The following is a 17,737-nucleotide window of genomic DNA, read 5'->3' on the forward strand; positions in this document are numbered from 1 at the left end:
GCCCCGCGGTACATGGCCAACCGGACCAGCACTCAGAACCTGCGCAAGCGCGTGCGTTACCACTACCGGGGCAACGCGGCCGGCTCGACCCTGCGGCTCACTCTCGGTTGCCTGCTCGGCCTCGGTCTGCGCCGCGTGGGCAGCGGGAAGCGGATGACCTTCGGCAAGGACGGCGAAGCCACACTGACCCAGTGGATGGCGGACAACGCGCGAGTGTGTTGGATCGAGCGGAGCGAACCGTGGGACCTGGAGTCCCAACTCATCTCTCAACTCGACATCCCGCTGAACCTTGATCAGAACCGCCGCAATGCATTCCACAGCCGACTGAAGGAGCTACGGGCTCAAGCACGCGAGCGAGCACGAGAGTTGCCCATCAGCTCATAGAGCGTCGAGCGGCCGTTGGCTGGGCCGTCCGAGGACGCTCAACAGTGGCCAATGATGACCACCGACGACCACCAGGCGCACGAGTCCACCGATCCTGAGCAGCGGAAACGCAGGTCGCCAAGATCCCCGGCAAGACCCAGGGCAAGAAGAAGTAGCCCCACGCTTCAAGCCCCCTCCCCGCGGTCTTCCGCCGGGAGGGGGCTTTTTGCTGGTCGCGTTACTTCGGCGTGGCCCTGGCGGCTGCGGCGGAGAAGTGGAGAGCCTGCCCGAGGCCCCACAGCCGCCCGGTCACCGAACTGCCGTCGGGCCGGTCACCCGACAGGCACGGTCACCCGACAGACACGGTCACCCGGAGAAGTACAGGTACTTCCAGGCGCCGTACGTCGTCGAGTTCACGCTGTCCCCTGACGTGCCGTTGAAGTACGCCGACCGCACCCGGCCCTTGATGCCCGACTTCCCGGGAGCGCCCAGGGTGATCACCGACCGCCCGCTGGTGCCCAGCTCGAAGTACTGCGAGGCGGTCGTGTGCCACGAGCCGCCCGAGTAGATCTGTAGCTCGAAGCGCTGCTTGCGCCCCTTGTAGTACGTCATCGTCGTGTTCAGCACCGGGTCCGTGCTCTTGTGGAACCAGTAGTACGACGTCGAACCGATGTTGGCCTTCTTGTAGTGCTTGGCGACCGTGGTGGAGACCTTCACCCGGGCGTACGCGGTGGACTTGGCACTCTTGGGTGCTGTGCGTGAGTCGCCTGCGAACACCGCCTTGACCTCGGTGTCCCGGCTCATGTCGACGGTCGCGGACAGATTGCCGCTCGAGTTGACCCGGCCGCTCTTGACGAGCTTGTTGGGCTTGTCGCCGCCGTAGGGGTTCGCCCAGATCTCGACCGTGCGGTTCTTGTACGTGGAGCCGAGGTGCGCGGTGAAGGAGACGTCCGAGCCGTAGGCGTAGACGTTGCCGTTCTTGTTCAGGGTCAGGGCCGGGGTGGCGCGGGAGACCTCGACCGTGTCCGACGCGGAGGCCGCGACGTGCGAGGCGTCGCCCGCGTACGACACCTTGTACGTGACCTTGGAGCCCGCGGGCGGTGTGTCGGTGAAGGTGAACTTGCCGCCCGAGCCGAGGGTCTTGGTGCCGAGCGACTTGCCGTGGGGAGACTCCAGGTCGGTGCGGATCACTGTCAGGGGTGTGCCCGCGGGCAGCGGCAGGGACGCCTTGAGGGTGCCGGTGACGGTGAGGGACTTGCCGCGCGTGGCCTTGGCGGGAGCGCTGAGCGTAGCCGTCGTGACGTACTTGCGCGGCTCGGTGATGACGGTCAACGCGTCGGTGGCGTCGCCGCGGCGGTCGGCCGCGACCGCGTACAGCTTCGAGCCGTCCGGTGACCAGACGACACCGCGCGGTGCCGTGCCGAGGACATCACCGCGGTTGACGGTGCGGACGGAGGCCGGAGCACCGGACCCGCCGGGGAATACGGCCACGTCACCGATCGCGTCCCAGTTGTCGGAGCCCGCCGCGACGGTGCCGTCCGGCGCCACGGCCACGGAGTTCGTGTCGCCCGGGGTCGGGTACGTGCGGACCTCGGACAGGTCGGAGAGCCGCAGCTCCGTCAGCTTCTTGCGCCCGATGCCCGCGAGGACGATGTTGTGGCGGTCAGGGGTGAAGGTCACATCGTCGGCGAAGCCGCCCCTGTCGGCGGTGACCTTGACGCTCGGGGTGCCGGACGCGATGTCGTAGACGACGACCGGGCCCGAGCTGATGTGCCCGTCGACCGCCAGGAGCGTGCCCGGCAGGGCGGGGTCGGTGCGCAGCAGCGGCTGGCCGGAGAAGTCGAAGCCTCCGGTCCTGTCGAGCGTGACGGTCGCCGGGGTGGTGGTCAGGTCGAGTGAGCCGATGCCGGAGTCCCACTGGTCGCCGTAGCCGAACCAGAGCCGGCCGTCGGCGTAGGCGACCTGCGCGGGCTCGGTCTTCTCACCGGTCGGGTACGTGTCGGTCACCGTGAGCGTCGCGGTGTCGACGGCGACGATCTCGTCCCTCCCGGCGACGGCGGCGTACAGCGTGCCGGAGTCGTCGGAGAGCGTGAGGTCCTGTACGTAGTTCAGGCCGGTCAGGGTGGTGACGGTCCGACCGGAGAGGTCGGTGACGACGATGCGGCCGCCGGAGCGGTCGCTGACGTAGAGCCGCTGGTGGACGGGGTCCAGGACGGTGTCCCACGGCTCGTCGACGCCGATCGGCCGCACGGTGTCGGCCGCGGCCGTGCCCGTCGTCCCCGCGGCGAGCACCACCGAACCGAACAGGACCGCGACCGCTGTCGCGGCGGAAATGCTGCGCGTACGCACAGTCGTATACCCCCACAGAGGAATCCCGGTGCATGGCCGGGAGATGAGAGGGCCGCGCGACGCCCAGGTCCCTCGCACATGAGAACAGCGGGTGCCCGGGGCGCGGCCACTGCCGCGCAGCGTATGACATGGCAGTGACAGATGGGGAGGGAGTCGCGCCGGGGCTCAGGCGAGGCGGGCCGCCCTGCCCGTATGCGCCGTTGATGCGCCCGCCGCCCTGGGCATGCAATGAGGGAGGTACTCCACCGAGGAGACCACCGAGGAGGAAACCTATGGCTGCCGAGTCCCCCAGGCCCGACCAGACGCCTGGAACTCCCGTCGAAGTGAACCGTCCCGCACCGCAGTCGGTACTGCTCGGGGCCTGCGGCTGCGGCTCGGGTTGCGGTTGTGGCTGCCAGTCGGGCGCCCCCTGCCAGTGCGGCGGCTGCTCCGGCTGACACAACGGGCCCCGCACCGAACGGGTGCGGGGCCCTGCTGTCCGGACGGGCGCACAGAGCGCCCCGCTTGCGAGCCCCGCGCGCGAGCTCACCCGCGCGCCCGGCGCGCGATCCGTCAGGCCGGCTCGACCGCCGCGGCCGACGCCGCCGCGGCCTGCACGTCATCCGCGTGCTCACCCGTCACCAGGTACACCACCCGCTTGGCGACCGACACGGCATGGTCGGCGAACCGCTCGTAGTAGCGGCCCAGCAGCGTCACGTCGACGGCCGTCTCGATCCCGTGCTGCCACTTCTCGTCCATCAGGTGCTGGAAGAGCGTGCGGTGCAGCAGGTCCATCTCGTCGTCGTCCTGCTCCAGCTGCATCGCCAGATCGACGTCCTTGGTGATGATGACCTCGGCGGCCTTCGCCATCAGGCGCTGGGCGAGCTGCCCCATCTCCAGGATGGTCGCGTGCAGATCGTGCGGTACGGCCCGGTCGGGGAACCGGAGCCGCGCCAGCTTGGCGACGTGCTGCGCCAGGTCGCCGCTGCGCTCCAGGTCCGCGCTCATCCGCAGCGAGGTGACCACGATCCGCAGATCGGTCGCCACCGGCTGCTGCCGCGCGAGCAGGGCGATGGCCCGCGCCTCCAGGTCATGCTGCAGATCGTCGACCTTCTGATCGGCGGCGATCACGTTCTCGGCGAGCTTCAGGTCGGCGTCGAGCATGGCCGTGGTGGCGCGCCCGATCGCCGACCCGACAAGGCGGGCCATCTCGACCAGGCCCTCGCCGATCGAGTCAAGTTCCTCGTGGTACGCGTCACGCATACGAACGTTCCCTCTCTCTGTCGTGAGCCCGGGTCAGCCTCACGGTCCCACGTTCGGCCCCGTACGCGTCCGGATCCGGCACCCCAAGTGAACCGGTCCCGTATCCAAGGTGAACTCTGGGCGACGAGTGTTCGAGCTACCACCCGGACGGCTGTGGAGGACCTTGTCAGGCCGCATAACCTGAAGACATGGACGTGAACGCGGCGGTCGCCGCAGCGGCAGCGATCGCCGGAGTGTGCACCGGTGTCATCGCCATGCTGGCGTTTCGCTGGAGCGAGCGCGACCAGAAACGCCCCACCCGCACCTCCCTGCACACGGACCCCGTCCTGCCACCCGGCGTCGACACGGTCCTGTCGGTCCTGCGCTCCTCCGCCGTCGTCCTCGACGAGGGCGACAGCGTGGTCAAGGCAAGCTCGGCGGCGTACGCGCTCGGTCTCGTACGCGGCGGGAAACTCGCCGTCGAGCCCATGATGCAGATGGTCAGGGACACCCGGCGCGACGGCGAGATACGGCAGGTCGAGCTGGACCTGCCCCGGCGCGGCACCGGCCGCGGCGACGCCCTCGCCGTCTCCGCCCGGGTCGCCCCCCTCGGCTCCCGCCTGGTGCTGCTCCTCGTCGAGGACCTGACCGAGGCCCGCCGTATCGAAGCCGTACGCCGCGACTTCGTCGCCAACGTGAGCCACGAGCTGAAGACCCCGGTCGGCGCCCTCTCCCTGCTCTCCGAGGCCGTGATGGACGCCTCCGAGGAGCCCGAGGCGGTCGAACGGTTCGCGGGCCGCATGCAGATCGAGGCGACCCGCCTGACCAGCCTCGTACAGGAACTCATCGACCTGTCCCGGGTGCAGAACGACGACCCGCTGGAGGACGCCGAACCGGTCCGCGTCGACGAACTCGTCGCCGAGGCCATCGACCGCTGCCGCCAGCCCGCCGCCACCAAACAGATCACCATGGCCGCCGGCGGCACCGCCGACCTCCAGATCTGGGGCAACCGCGGCCAGCTCGCCGCCGCCCTCGGCAACCTCGTGGAGAACGCGGTCAACTACTCGCCGGCCCGCACGCGCGTGGGCATAGCCGCGCGCCAGGTGGCCGCGCCCGGCGGCCACCTCATCGAGGTGGCCGTCACCGACCAGGGCATCGGCATCTCCGACAAGGACAAGGAGCGCATCTTCGAGCGCTTCTACCGCGTCGACCCGGCCCGCTCCCGGGCCACCGGCGGCACCGGCCTCGGCCTCGCCATCGTCAAGCACGTGGCCGCCTCGCACGGCGGGGAGGTCACCGTGTGGAGCTCCGAGGGACAGGGCTCCACCTTCACGCTGCGGCTGCCCGAGGCCGCCGCGACCCGCGTCCCGCAGAAGCTCGGCACCCCTCTCGCCACCGGCCCCGGAGACGTACGCGACGAAGACGACGCACACGGGCCCGACCGCTCCACCGCATACGAATCCATCCCTGCCGCCCCGGAGGTCCTTCCGTGACCCGAGTGCTCGTCGTAGAGGACGAGGAGTCCTTCTCCGACGCCCTGTCCTACATGCTCCGCAAGGAAGGCTTCGAGGTCGCCATCGCGGCCACCGGCCCTGACGGCCTGGACGAGTTCGAGCGCAACGGCGCCGATCTCGTCCTGCTCGACCTGATGCTGCCCGGCCTGCCGGGCACCGAGGTCTGCCGTCAGCTGCGCGGCCGTTCGAACGTCCCGGTCATCATGGTGACCGCCAAGGACAGCGAGATCGACAAGGTCGTCGGCCTGGAGATAGGGGCCGACGACTACGTCACCAAGCCCTTCTCCTCGCGCGAGCTCGTCGCCCGCATCCGGGCCGTCCTGCGCCGCCGCGGCGAGCCCGAGGAGGTCTCCCCGCAGGCCCTGGAGGCGGGCCCGGTACGGATGGACGTGGACCGGCACGTCGTCACGGTCTCCGGCTCCAAGGTCGACCTGCCGCTCAAGGAGTTCGACCTCCTGGAGATGCTGCTGCGCAACGCGGGCCGGGTCCTGACCCGTATGCAGCTCATCGACCGGGTCTGGGGCGCGGACTACGTCGGCGACACCAAGACCCTGGACGTCCACGTGAAGCGCCTGCGCGCCAAGATCGAGCCGGACCCGGGGGCCCCGCGCTACCTGGTGACGGTGCGCGGCCTGGGGTACAAGTTCGAGCCGTAGGCCGGCGGCGGCTCAGCCCGCATCCTGTTACGCCTGAGGGCGGGCCCCGATCCGGGGGCCCGCCCTCAGGCGTACGGGATGCGTGACGTACGACTCAGTGGTCCGCGGCGTCCGGCGAGGTGGAGCCGGACGCGGAGTCCGACGGGGACGCAGAGTCAGAGGCGGAGTTCGAGGGGGACGCCGAGTCCGAAGGGGACGCGGAGTCCGACGCGTCGGCGTTCGGCGACGAGGGCGCCTTGGTCGGCCCCCACTTCTCGAAGTAGTGCTCGGCCGGCACCACGAACGCCTTCAGCTTCACGTCACCGGTCTTGCTGAACCCGAACGTGATCGGCTGCGCGTTCCCGTCGAGGACCGCGGTACGGCTGTTGGGCAGCTCGGCGGAGGCGTTGCCCTTGCCGCCGAGGACGATCGAGCCGCCGGCCGGGACCGTGATCTTCGAGCCGCCCTTGGCGCCAGACAGCTTCGCGGTCTTGTCGACACCGTCGACCTTGATCGATTCCAGGGTCTCGGCAGTCGGACCGTTGTTGAAGAGCGTGGCCGTCACGACGGCCGGGCCCTGCGACGAACGGTCCGGCTGGGTGATGACGGTGGCGTTCTGGATCTTGATGTGACCGACCGTGACCGCGGCGTTGTCCGGCTTGACCTCAAGTGTCTGGGCGTTGTTGCCGGCACCGCACGCAGCGAGGGAGGCGATCGAGAACGCGATGGAGGCGGCGGCGAGGGCGCCGCGTCGAAGGCTGCTGCTCACGGCGGCGGCATCTCCTTGAACGGGGGCGGAGCAGACGGCATCCACAGGTTGTAAAGCCGTCCTAAGGGACTGTCAGCGGCCTTAGGCTACCGAGCCGTTCCCTGGTCGCCGCACCCGACCCGCCCCTAGCCGGTCCCGGCTCGCGGATCAGGGCCACTTGCCCGTCCGTCCGGCGCCGGACGCCCCGTGCTCCCCGTGCTCCTCGCCGTCACCATTGGCACCACGTTCACCATTCGAAAAACCGCCACCCACCTGCGAGTGCGGATATCCGGTAAGGAATGCATGGCGGTCCAGAAAAACGATCATCCGATGCCGGGAATCACGGTGATCAATTCCGGAATCTCCTCGAACGGGCCCGCGCGGCCTCGAACGGAGCAGCGGAAGTTCATCGCTTCGAACTACCCAAACCGGGATGTTTGCCCCTGCGGGGGTGCGTTCGGGCGCCCGTGACGTAGATGTTTCGGGGTCGCCGGAGAGCGGCTCCGACCTGCGAATACCGTGCTCCGCCACCCCTTCGCAGCACGTTCCTGTTGTTGTTGTCAAGCCCCGAGATATGCCCTGACCTGCGAAAACGCCATTCAGAACCCGCAGTTTCCGTGTTACCCTGGATAGCCACGGAAGGGGTACCTGTCACATGACGTTCAAGGTTGGCGACACCGTGGTCTATCCCCATCACGGGGCCGCGCTGATCGAGGCTATCGAAACTCGCCAGATCAAAGGCGTGGACAAGACCTACTTGGTGCTGAAGGTCGCTCAGGGCGATCTGACGGTGCGTGTGCCAGCGGACAATGCGGAGTTCGTCGGCGTGCGTGATGTGGTCGGTCAGGACGGGCTCGACCGGGTCTTCGAGGTACTGCGCGCGCCGTACGCCGAGGAGCCCACGAACTGGTCGCGCCGTTACAAGGCAAACCTGGAGAAGCTCGCCTCCGGCGATGTCATCAAGGTCGCGGAAGTCGTCCGTGACCTGTGGCGTCGGGAGCGCGAGCGCGGACTGTCCGCGGGTGAGAAGCGCATGCTCGCCAAGGCTCGCCAGATCCTGGTGAGCGAGCTCGCTCTCGCGGAGAACACGAACGAGGACAAGGCCGAGGCCCTGCTCGACGAGGTTCTCGCGTCCTGATACGCGCTGCCGCCGCGTAGAACAATGCCGTGGTGCCCGCTGACCCTGATGGTGTCGCCGGGCGCTGCGGCATGTTCGTACCCGCAACCGTCCCGCTCATCGCTCACCGGGGACGCCCGTACTGGGTCGTACTAGGTGTGCCGGGCCCGGACAGCTGGCTCGACCAGTGTCACGGAAGGGTCCGGTCAAGAAGTCGTGCCCGACACGATGTGGCCATACCCACCACCCCCGAGCGTACAAACCTGAACGGAACCGATGTCTGACGAAACGCGTCCCGTTGCTGGTCGCGCCCGCACCGCGGTCGTGATTCCGGCCGCCGGACGGGGCGTGCGCCTCGGCCCTGGCGCCCCCAAAGCGCTCCGCGCGCTCAACGGCACCCCGATGCTGATTCACGCCGTCCGCGCCATGGCGGCGTCCCGCTCCGTCTCCCTCGTCGTGGTCGTCGCACCGCCGGACGGCGCCGCCGAGGTCAAGACGCTCCTCGCCGACCACGCGCTTCCCGACCGGACCGACTTCCTGGTCGTGCCCGGTGGCGAATCGCGCCAGGAGTCCGTGAAGCTCGGGCTCGACGCGCTGCCGTCCGGCATCGACATCGTGCTCGTGCACGACGCGGCCCGGCCGCTCGTCCCGGTCGACACCGTCGACGCGGTCATCGAGGCCGTACGCGACGGCGCACCCGCCGTCGTGCCGGCGCTGCCGCTCGCCGACACCGTCAAGGAGGTCGTACCGGCCACCGACGGCTCGCCCGAGCCCGTCGTCGCCACGCCTCCGCGGGCCCGGCTGCGCGCCGTGCAGACACCGCAGGGCTTCGAGCACGCCACGCTCGTACGCGCCCACGAGACCGTCACCGACGACGTCACCGACGACGCCGGCATGGTCGAGAAGCTCGGTCTCCAGGTCGTCCTCGTGCCCGGGCACGAGGAGGCGTTCAAGGTGACCCGGCCGCTCGACCTGCTGCTCGCCGAGGCCGTACTCGCCCGCAGGAGGGCCACCGATGGGTTCTGACCAGCAGTCGGGGCTGCCGATGGCGCTTCCGCAGGTCGGTATCGGGACCGACATCCACGCCTTCGAGGAGGGCCGGGAGCTGTGGTGCGCCGGGCTCAGGTGGGAGGGCCAGGGGCCCGGCCTCGCCGGGCACTCCGACGCCGACGTCGTCGCGCACGCCGCCTGCAACGCCCTCTTCTCGGCCGCCGGGCTCGGTGACCTCGGGCAGCACTTCGGCACCGGGCGCCCCGAGTGGTCCGGCGCCAGTGGCCTGACGCTGCTCGCCGAGGCCGCGCGCATCGTGCGGGAGGCCGGCTTCGTGATCGGCAACGTCGCGGTCCAGGTCGTCGGCGCCCGCCCCAAGATCGGCAAGCGGCGCGACGAGGCGCAGAAGGTGCTCTCCGAGGCCGCCGGAGCGCCGGTGTCGGTATCGGGGGCGACCACCGACGGGCTCGGGTTCCCCGGGCGTGACGAGGGCCTGATGGCGATCGCCACCGCGCTGGTGGCGCGGGCGTAGACCGCTCCCGGCCGGCGCCCGCCCCGCCGCTTACTGCACATCAGTTGCAGTTAGCATGGGTGGGCAAGTGTCCGGCCGGGTCCCATGGTCCTCGGTCCGAGGCGTCCGTGGTGCGTGGTGAAGGCAGTGTCAGGCAATGGGTGAGTACGAGATCCGCGCGGCCGGTGTCGGCGACGTGGACGGGGCCCGCGCCGTCATGCTGGACACCGTGTACCGCGATCTGAGATCCGGGTACGTGCCGCGCTGGCACGCCGACATCATCGACCCGGCCGCCGCCTACCTCCGCCCCGAACGCTGCACCCTGCTCGTCGCCGAGCACCTGCCGAGCGGGGAGATCGTCGCCACCGGCGGAATCCGCGACCGCGCGCCCGCCGCGCCGCCCAACCCGCGGTGGGTCGCCGACCGCTTCCCCGCCGGCACCACCGCCCAGCTCTGCCGCATCTACGTCCGCCCCGCGCACCGCCGCCACGGCCTCGCCCGCGCCCTCGTACGCGAACTGACCGCTTTCGCGGCGACGATCGGCGGCTACGAGACGCTCTACCTGCACACCGACCCGGCCGTGCCCGGCGCCGAACCGTTCTGGCGCTCCCTCGCCCACGAGGTCTGCGACGAGCGGGCGCTGCCCGGCGGCGGACAGGGCATCGTCCACTTCGAACTGCCGCTGCCCGCAGCCGTGCCCGCCGTCGCCTGATGCGCCGCCGCGGCTTCCTGCTGGCGGCGGCCGGGACCGGGCTCACCAGCGCCTGCGGCTCGTTCACCGGCACCGCGCGCGGCGGCCGGATCGCCGTCGACCTCGCCTTCGCGCCCACCCAGGGCCTCTCCCCGTACGGCGACGACGGGCTGCTGCTCAGCCGCCTCGCCGTCGTCGACGGGCTCACCCGCATGGACACCGACGGCGTCATCCACCCCGCGCTGGCCGCCGAGTGGACCCGTACCACCGCCACCACCTGGGAGTTCACCCTGCGGGACGCCCGCTTCCAGGACGGCGGCCGGGTCACCGCCGAAACCGTCGTGGGCGCGCTGCGCGCCGCCGGGCGGGCGAAGGTGACACCGCGGGTGCTCAGCGACGTGGAGCTGACGGCCCGCGCGGTGGGGGAGCGGACCGTGCGGATCACGACCCGCGCCGCCGACCCGCTGCTGCCCGCCCGGCTCGCCAACCCCTCCCTCGCCGTCTTCTCCCCGGCCGCCTACGGCAAGGGCGGCGCGGTCGACCCGGTGGGGCACGCCACCGGCCCGTTCACCCTGACGAAGCTCGACGGCGCCGTCTCCGCGACGCTCGACCGGTTCGACGGGCACTGGCGCGGCAGAGCGGCCGCACGCGGCGTCGACGTGACCTTCGTCGCCGACAACAACGCCCGCGCCAACGCGCTGCGTTCGGGCCAGATCGAACTCGCCGAGTTCGTCCCCGCCGCCCAGGCGCTGATCCTCGGCGGCCGCGCCCGCAAGGTCGCCACCGTGCGCACCACCACCCTGTACCTGAACACCAGGACCGGGCCGCTCGCCGACGCGGGGCTGCGGGCCGCCGTCCGCCGCGGCATCGACACCTCCGCCCTCGCCACCAGCGTCTACGAGGGCTACGCCGAACGCGCCGCCGGTCTCCTCGGCCCCGGATTCGCCTGGGCCGACGGCAAACAGCTCCCCGTCACCGGACGCGCGCGAGCCGCGACGCCGCGCGGGCAACGCCTCACCCTCGCCACGTACACCAACCGGGCCGAACTGCCCGAAGTGGCCGCGGCCCTCCAGCAGCAGCTGGAGCGCGCCGGGTTCGACGTCCGGCTCGTCGTCAAGGACTACGCGCGCCTGGAGACCGGGGCGCTCGACGGGGAGTACGACGCCTTCCTCATGTCGCGCTCCACCGCCCTCGACACCGGCGACCCCGTCTCCTACCTCGCCTCCGACTTCACCAGCGGCGGCAGCTTCAACATCTCCCAGCTCCGCGACCCGGCCGTCGACGCCGCCGTACGCGAGGCCGCCGGGCTCGACGGCGCCGCACGGCAGCGGGCCGTACTCGCCGCCGAAGCCGCCATCCTGCGCACCGACGCGGCCGTGCCCGTCGTCCACGAGGAGCACCTCCAGGGCGTCGGCGCCGGAGTGCGCGGGGTCGTCCTCGACCCCTACGAGCGACAGTTCGTCGGACTGGAGACCCGCGCCCGATGAAGAACGCGACAGTCGTCGCCGGCCGTGCGGTCGCGGCGGCCGGGCTGCTCCTGGTCACCGCCCTGCTGCCCTGGCTGACCCGCACCGACCCGGCACTCACCGTGCTCCACGCCCGCTACGGCGACGCGCCCACGACCCCGGGCCAGCTCGCCGAGGTACGCGACCAACTCGGCCTGGGGCAAGGCCCGTTCACGTTCCTCGGGCAGTGGGTGCGCGGCCTGTTCCACGGCGACCTCGGCACGTCCTGGGTGACCGGCGCCGACGTCGGCGCGGACGTCGGCGCCGCCTTCGGGGTCTCCCTGTCGCTGATGGCGTACGCGATGGTCGTCGCCCTCGTCGTGGCCGTCGCCCTGTGCCTGCCCACCCTGCGGCGCGGCACCACCCGGCCGCCGGGCGGGGCCGGCGCCGGGATCCTCGCCGCGCTCCCCGAGTTCCTCCTCGCCTCCGTCCTCGCGACGCTCCTCGCCGTCCGGCTCGGCTGGTTCCCCGCGCAGGGCTGGCAGTCGCCCGCCTCCGCCGTGCTGCCCGCCCTCGCCCTCGGCATCCCTGCCGGGGCCGTCCTCGGCAGGCTCGGCCAGGACGCGCTGCCCGCCGCGTTCGCCGAACCCTGGGTACGGACCTGGCGGGCGAGCGGGCTGCCCCGCGCCCGCATCGCCCGGCACGCCGCCCGGCGCGCCCTGCCCGCCGTGCTCCCACAGGCCGGCCTCACCGTGGTCGGCCTGACCGGGGCCGCGGCCGCCGTCGAAGCGGTCTTCGCCATCCCCGGCCTCGGCGGCACCGCCGTCGCCGCCGCCCTCGACCTGGACCTGCCGCTCCTCCAGGGCTGCCTCGTCGTCCTGCTCGCGCTCGGCGTCGCGGCGGCCGTCGCCGTCGGCCTGCTCCGCCGCCGCCTGCTCGGACCCGCCCTGAAGGCGGGCGCGCTGCCCGGACTGGCCAGAACCCCCGGCGGCGGACCCGCACGCCTGTACGCGGCCGGGGTCCTCGCCGCCCTGCTCCTCGCCGTCATCGTCTGGGGGCTCCTGCGCGACCCCCTCCAGGTCGACCTCGCCGCCCGCCTCTCCGCGCCCTCCGCCGCCCACCCCTTCGGCACGGACGCGCTCGGCCGCGACGTACTCGCCCGGCTGGGCCACGGCGCCCTGCGCACGCTCGCCGTCGCCGCCGCGGTGTGCGCGGTCGACTTCGTCGCCGGCGTGGCCATCGGTCTCGCCCGCTGGACCGCCGGTCTCACCGAGGTCGCCAACGCCATGCCCGCGATCCTCGCCGGCCTCCTCGTCACCGGCCTCTTCGGCGCGGGCCTGACCGGGGCCGCCGTCGCCGTCGCCGCCGTCGGCTGGGCACCGCTCGCCGCCCACACCGCGGCCCTCGCCGAGACGGAACGGGCGTCGGGCCACGTGGAAGCGGCCACCGCGTACGGCGCCGGGCGCCTGCACATCCTGCGCCACCACGTCCTGACCGGTGTGCTCCCGCCCGTCGCCCGCCACGCGGTGCTCCGCCTCGCCCCCACGACCCTCGCCCTGGCCTCCCTCAGCTTCCTCGGCCTCGGCACCCAGCCCCCCACCCCCGAGTGGGGCCGCCTCCTGATGGAGAACCTCCCCTACGCGGAGCGGGCCCCCTGGTCGGTACTGGCGCCCGCGGCGGCGCTGGCCTGCGTGGGCGCGCTGGTGGCGCTGGCATCGACCCGGCAGGGGCGCCGCACGCCGTGAGCCCTTCGAGGGGTGCGGGGAACCGTGCGACCAGCCACGACGGCGCTGCACGCGGCGGACAAAAGCCCCCACAACAGCACCCCGTGGACCCCACCGCCCAGAAGCGACTCCGCGTCCGGGAACTCCCGCCCTACCTGCGGATGCTCACCCTCACCCAGCTCGCCTTCAACATCGGCTTCTACGCCGTCCTGCCCTACCTCGCCACCCACCTCACCGACAGCCTCGCCCTCACCGGGTGGGCCGTCGGGCTGATCCTGGGGCTGCGCACGTTCAGCCAGCAGGGCCTGTTCGTGGTCGGCGGCGCGCTCACCGACCGGTACGGGCCCCGGCCCGTCGTCCTCGCCGGCTGCGCCCTGCGCATCGCCGGATTCGGCTGGCTCGCGTTCGCCGACCGCACGGCCACCGTCGTCGCGGCCGTCGTCCTCGTCGGCTTCGCCGCCGCCCTGTTCTCCCCGGCCGTCGAGTCGGAGACGGCCCGCGAGGCGGTCCGCCACGAGCGCGCCACCGGCACCCCGCGCGCCCACGTCCTCGGTATCTTCTCCGCGGCCGGCCAGGCGGGCGCCTTCCTCGGCCCGCTGCTCGGCACGGCCCTGCTGTTCGCCGGTTTCCGCGCCGCGTGCCTGGCGGGCGCCCTGGTCTTCGTCGCCGTCCTCGCGGGCCACGCCCGCCTCATGCCCCACCGCAGGCCCGGCCGGGTCCCCCGCGAGGAGCCCCGCGGGGGACCCGCCCCGGCCGGCGCCGTCCGCGCCGTCTTCGCCCGGCCCCGCTTCCTCGCCCTCTGTCTCGCGTACAGCGGCTACCTGATCGCGTACAACCAGCTGTACCTGGCGCTGCCCGTCGAACTCACCCGCGCCACCGGCAGCCAGGACGCGGTGGGTCTCCTCTTCGCGCTCTCCTCGCTCCTCGTCGTCGGCGCCCAGCTGCCCGTCACCCGCTGGTCCGCGGCCCGCCTCGCCCCGCGCACCGCGCTGACCACCGGCCTCGTCCTCGTCGCCGTGGGCTTCACCGCGGTCGCGGCCGGCGCCACCTGGCTCCCGCACCACGGCCCGTACGCCTACCTGCCCGCCGGCGCTCTCGTCGTCCTGCTCACCCTCGGGCAGATGCTGCTGGTCCCCGCGGCCCGCGGCCTCGTCCCCGATCTCGTCGACGGACGCCACCTGGGCCTCGCCACCGGCGCGCTCTCCTCCGTCTCCGGGCTCGCCGTCCTGGCCGGCAGCGCCGCCACCGGCGCGCTCCTCACCCTGCCCGCCCCCGCGCTCTGGTCGGCGCTCGCGGCGGTGCCGCTCGCCGCGGCCGCGCTCGCCCGGGCGACGACACCGGGACGGCCGGCCGGAAATGCCGCACGGCCCCACAGTGTTCGCACAGGATCGGGTACGCGTCGACCGACCCCGAACGAACCCTCCGAGAAGGAGTGAGGCCATGACCGCCCACCTGTCCGACGAGCTCAAGGCACTGCTCGACAGCAAGGTCTTCATCAACGTCGCCACCATCCAGCCCGACGGCAGCCCCCAGGTCTCCCCTGTCTGGGTCAAGCGCGACGGCGACGACGTCCTCTTCTCCACGACCGCCGACCGCCGCAAGGAGCAGAACCTGCGCCGCGACCCGCGCGTCACCGTCCTCGTCCAGCCCGCCGACAACCCGTACACGTACGCCGAGATCCGCGGCACCGCCGAGCTCACCACCGAGGGCGGCCAGGAACTCATCGACGAGCTCTCCCTCAAGTACACCGGCAAGAAGTACGCCGAGTTCAACCCGTCCTCCAGCGAGGACGGCGAGCGCGTCGTGGTCCGGGTCCGGGCGCGCAAGGTCGTCGGCAGCCTTTGAGAGCCGCGGGCCCATGGCACCCCTCCGGGCCCACTACCCTGGAGGGGTGACTATTCGCCTGTACGACACCAGCGCCCGGCAGACTCGTGACTTCACCCCGCTCGTCGCGGGCTGTGTCTCGATCTACCTGTGTGGCGCTACCGTCCAGGCGGCCCCGCACATCGGACACATCCGGTCGGGCCTCAATTTCGACATCATGCGCCGCTGGTTCACGTACCGCGGCTACGACGTGACGTTCGTGCGCAACGTGACGGACATCGACGACAAGATCATCAAGAAGGCGGCGGAGCAGAACCGCCCGTGGTGGTCGATCGGGTACGAGAACGAGCGGGCGTTCAACGACGCCTACACCGCCCTCGGTTGCCTCCCGCCGACGTACGAACCGCGCGCCACGGGACACGTCACCGAGATGGTCGAGATGATGCGCGGCCTCATCGAGCGCGGCCACGCCTACGAGGCCGAAGGGAACGTCTACTTCGACGTCCGCTCCTTCCCCGGCTACCTGGAGCTCTCCAACCAGGACCTGGACGACCTGCGCCAGCCCTCCGGCGAGGGCGAGACGGGCAAGCGCGACCCGCGCGACTTCGCCATGTGGAAGGCCGCGAAGGAGGGCGAGCCCAGCTGGGAGACCCCCTGGGGCCGCGGCCGTCCCGGCTGGCACCTGGAGTGCTCCGCCATGGCGCACAAGTACCTGGGCACCGCCTTCGACGTCCACGGCGGCGGCATCGACCTGATCTTCCCGCACCACGAGAACGAGATCGCGCAGGCCAAGGGGTACGGCGACGAGTTCGCGAAGTACTGGGTGCACAACTCGTGGGTGACCATGAGCGGCGAGAAGATGTCGAAGTCGCTCGGCAACTCCGTCCTCGTCTCCGAGATGGTCAAGCACTGGCGCCCCATCGTCCTGCGCTACTACCTGGGCACCCCGCACTACCGCTCCACCATCGAGTACAGCGAGGACGCGCTGCGCGAGGCCGAGTCCGCGTTCGCCCGCATCGAAGGCTTCATCCAGCGCGTCGCCGAGAAGGCCGGCGGCGTCGTGGACCCGGCCGACGAGGTGCCGCCCGCGTTCGCCGAGGCCATGGACGAGGACCTGGGCGTGCCGCAGGCCCTCGCTATCGTGCACACCGCCGTACGCCAGGGGAACTCGGCCCTCGCCGCCGACGACAAGGAAGCCGCCGTCGCCCGCCTCGCCGAGGTGCGCGCCATGCTCGCCGTCCTCGGCCTCGACCCGCTCGACCCGCACTGGGCCGGTGAGGGCGACCGCGGCGAGGACCTGCACGGCGTCGTCGACACCCTCGTCCGGCTCGTGCTCGACCAGCGCGAGTCGGCCCGCGCCCGCAAGGACTGGGCCACCGCCGACGCCATCCGCGACCAGCTCGGCCAGTCCGGGCTCGTCATCGAGGACGGCCCGAGCGGTCCGCGCTGGAGCCTCGGCCCCCGCTGAACCCCGAATGTGCCGCCCGCGCCGTCGGGCGGCACACTTCATAGAGGCACAGACGTACAGACGTACACCCGCAGACAACACTCACCCGAAGACAGACACAGAGACAGGTAAGTCATGGCCGCCAGTAACAACCGTCGCATGTCCGGCAAGAAGGGCGCGCAGGTCGGCAGTGGCGGCCAGCGGCGCAGGGGCCTGGAGGGCAAGGGCCCCACCCCGCCCGCCGAGGCACGCAAGGGCCACAAGAAGAACCGCGTCGCCAACGCCGCGGCCAAGCAGGCCGTCCGCCGCCCCACCAGCCGCACCGGCGGCCCGCGTGGCAAGTCCACCTCCGAGATGGTCGTCGGCCGCAACCCCGTCGTCGAGGCGCTGCGCGAGGGCGTGCCCGCCATCACGCTCTACGTCCAGCAGTTCATCGACAACGACGAGCGCGTCCGCGAGGCCCTCCAGCTCGCCGGCGAGCGCGGCGGCATCCACCTCATGGAGGCCCCCCGCCCCGAGCTCGACCGCATGACCAACGGCCTCAACCACCAGGGCCTCGTCCTCCAGGTCCCGCCGTACGAGTACGCGCACCCGGAGGACCTCGTCGCCGCCGCCTTCGACGAGGGCCAGGACCCCCTGATCGTCGCCCTCGACGGAGTCACCGACCCGCGCAACCTCGGCGCCGTCGTCCGCTCCGTCTCCGCGTTCGGCGGCCACGGCGTGGTCGTGCCCGAGCGCCGCGCCGCCGGCATGACGGCGGGCGCCTGGAAGACGTCGGCCGGCACCGCCGCCCGCACCCCGGTGGCCCGCGCCACCAACCTCACCCGCGCCCTGGAGCAGTACAAGAAGGCCGGTGTCGCCATCGTGGGCCTCGCCGCCGACGGCGACCGCGAGATCGGCGACCTCGAAGCGCTCGCGGGACCCGTCGTCATCGTGGTCGGCAGTGAGGGCAAGGGCCTCTCCCGCCTCGTCGGCGAGACGTGCGACTACCGGGTCCGCATCCCCATGCCGGGCGGCGCCGAATCGCTGAACGCCGGTGTCGCGGCAGGAGTCGTCCTGTACGAGGCGGCGCGCCGACGCGCCTGACGAGCCCGTTCTGTACGGGCCCCGTGACCTTGACGGGGCCCGGACATTTCGTTGCGGTCAAGGCAGTGTCCT

At 71.9% G+C, this 17,737-nt stretch carries 16 protein-coding genes; 13 read left to right on the forward strand and 3 right to left on the reverse strand.

Annotation, left to right across the window (positions count from 1 at the left end):
- Positions 1-12: 12 nt before the first annotated feature.
- A complete protein-coding gene (locus tag ACZ45E_RS31970) occupies positions 13-384 on the forward strand; it encodes a GIY-YIG nuclease family protein (protein ID WP_468227481.1) in 372 nt (123 codons plus the stop codon).
- A 345-nt stretch (positions 385-729) separates the two neighbouring features.
- Here ACZ45E_RS31970 and ACZ45E_RS31975 read toward each other — a convergent pair whose 3' ends face one another.
- Together ACZ45E_RS31975 and phoU are read right to left on the reverse strand one after the other, a co-directional pair.
- Complete coding sequence (locus tag ACZ45E_RS31975) at positions 730-2,712, reverse strand: Ig-like domain repeat protein (protein WP_468227483.1); 1,983 nt, start codon at positions 2,710-2,712, stop codon at positions 730-732.
- Positions 2,713-3,264: 552 nt separating this feature from the next.
- Positions 3,265-3,954, reverse strand: a complete 690-nt coding sequence (gene phoU / locus ACZ45E_RS31980; protein ID WP_468227485.1) for a phosphate signaling complex protein PhoU — start codon at positions 3,952-3,954, stop codon at positions 3,265-3,267.
- A gap of 188 nt (positions 3,955-4,142) precedes the next feature.
- Between phoU and phoR the strand changes: the two genes are divergently transcribed.
- Together phoR and phoP are read left to right on the forward strand one after the other, a co-directional pair.
- The gene (gene phoR / locus ACZ45E_RS31985; protein ID WP_468227488.1) at positions 4,143-5,426 is read left to right on the forward strand and encodes a two-component system sensor histidine kinase PhoR; all 1,284 of its coding nucleotides are present in this window, start codon (positions 4,143-4,145) and stop codon (positions 5,424-5,426) included.
- A gap of 5 nt (positions 5,427-5,431) precedes the next feature.
- Positions 5,432-6,103 (forward strand): two-component system response regulator PhoP, encoded by a 672-nt coding sequence (gene phoP / locus ACZ45E_RS31990; RefSeq protein WP_468227651.1) that lies wholly within the window; start codon positions 5,432-5,434, stop codon positions 6,101-6,103.
- A gap of 94 nt (positions 6,104-6,197) precedes the next feature.
- Here the strand turns inward: phoP and ACZ45E_RS31995 are convergent, their stop codons facing one another.
- A complete protein-coding gene (locus tag ACZ45E_RS31995; protein WP_468227491.1) occupies positions 6,198-6,851 on the reverse strand; it encodes a copper chaperone PCu(A)C in 654 nt (217 codons plus the stop codon).
- A 634-nt stretch (positions 6,852-7,485) separates the two neighbouring features.
- On the opposite strand from ACZ45E_RS31995, the gene ACZ45E_RS32000 reads away from it, so the two are divergent.
- The 10 genes from ACZ45E_RS32000 (at position 7,486) to rlmB (ending at position 17,665) form a co-directional block, all read left to right on the forward strand.
- Complete coding sequence (locus ACZ45E_RS32000) at positions 7,486-7,968, forward strand: CarD family transcriptional regulator (protein WP_003953493.1); 483 nt, start codon at positions 7,486-7,488, stop codon at positions 7,966-7,968.
- 255 nt (positions 7,969-8,223) lie between these two features.
- Entirely contained in the window at positions 8,224-8,973 is a 750-nt protein-coding gene (ispD, locus tag ACZ45E_RS32005; RefSeq protein ID WP_468227495.1) for a 2-C-methyl-D-erythritol 4-phosphate cytidylyltransferase, read from the forward strand.
- Positions 8,963-9,469 (forward strand): 2-C-methyl-D-erythritol 2,4-cyclodiphosphate synthase, encoded by a 507-nt coding sequence (gene ispF, locus ACZ45E_RS32010; protein WP_468227497.1) that lies wholly within the window; start codon positions 8,963-8,965, stop codon positions 9,467-9,469. The genes ispD and ispF overlap by 11 nt, the downstream gene beginning before the upstream one ends.
- A 136-nt stretch (positions 9,470-9,605) precedes the next feature.
- Entirely contained in the window at positions 9,606-10,160 is a 555-nt protein-coding gene (locus ACZ45E_RS32015) for a GNAT family N-acetyltransferase (protein WP_468227499.1), read from the forward strand.
- On the forward strand, positions 10,160-11,626 hold the full coding sequence (locus ACZ45E_RS32020; protein ID WP_468227502.1) for an ABC transporter substrate-binding protein: 1,467 nt from the start codon (positions 10,160-10,162) through the stop codon (positions 11,624-11,626). The genes ACZ45E_RS32015 and ACZ45E_RS32020 overlap by 1 nt, the downstream gene beginning before the upstream one ends.
- Complete coding sequence (locus tag ACZ45E_RS32025; RefSeq protein ID WP_468227505.1) at positions 11,623-13,329, forward strand: ABC transporter permease subunit; 1,707 nt, start codon at positions 11,623-11,625, stop codon at positions 13,327-13,329. The genes ACZ45E_RS32020 and ACZ45E_RS32025 overlap by 4 nt, the downstream gene beginning before the upstream one ends.
- Positions 13,330-13,469: 140 nt before the next feature.
- Positions 13,470-14,744: an MDR family MFS transporter gene (locus ACZ45E_RS32030; RefSeq protein ID WP_468227652.1), complete on the forward strand. Its 1,275-nt coding sequence runs from the start codon at positions 13,470-13,472 to the stop codon at positions 14,742-14,744.
- A 4-nt stretch (positions 14,745-14,748) separates the two neighbouring features.
- Positions 14,749-15,153: a PPOX class F420-dependent oxidoreductase gene (locus tag ACZ45E_RS32035; protein WP_468227507.1), complete on the forward strand. Its 405-nt coding sequence runs from the start codon at positions 14,749-14,751 to the stop codon at positions 15,151-15,153.
- Positions 15,154-15,199: 46 nt separating this feature from the next.
- On the forward strand, positions 15,200-16,600 hold the full coding sequence (gene cysS / locus ACZ45E_RS32040) for a cysteine--tRNA ligase (protein ID WP_468227508.1): 1,401 nt from the start codon (positions 15,200-15,202) through the stop codon (positions 16,598-16,600).
- A 114-nt stretch (positions 16,601-16,714) separates the two neighbouring features.
- A complete protein-coding gene (rlmB, locus tag ACZ45E_RS32045) occupies positions 16,715-17,665 on the forward strand; it encodes a 23S rRNA (guanosine(2251)-2'-O)-methyltransferase RlmB (RefSeq protein ID WP_468227511.1) in 951 nt (316 codons plus the stop codon).
- Positions 17,666-17,737 lie beyond the last annotated feature (72 nt).

Source organism: Streptomyces sp. NPDC030991 (assembly GCF_055571235.1).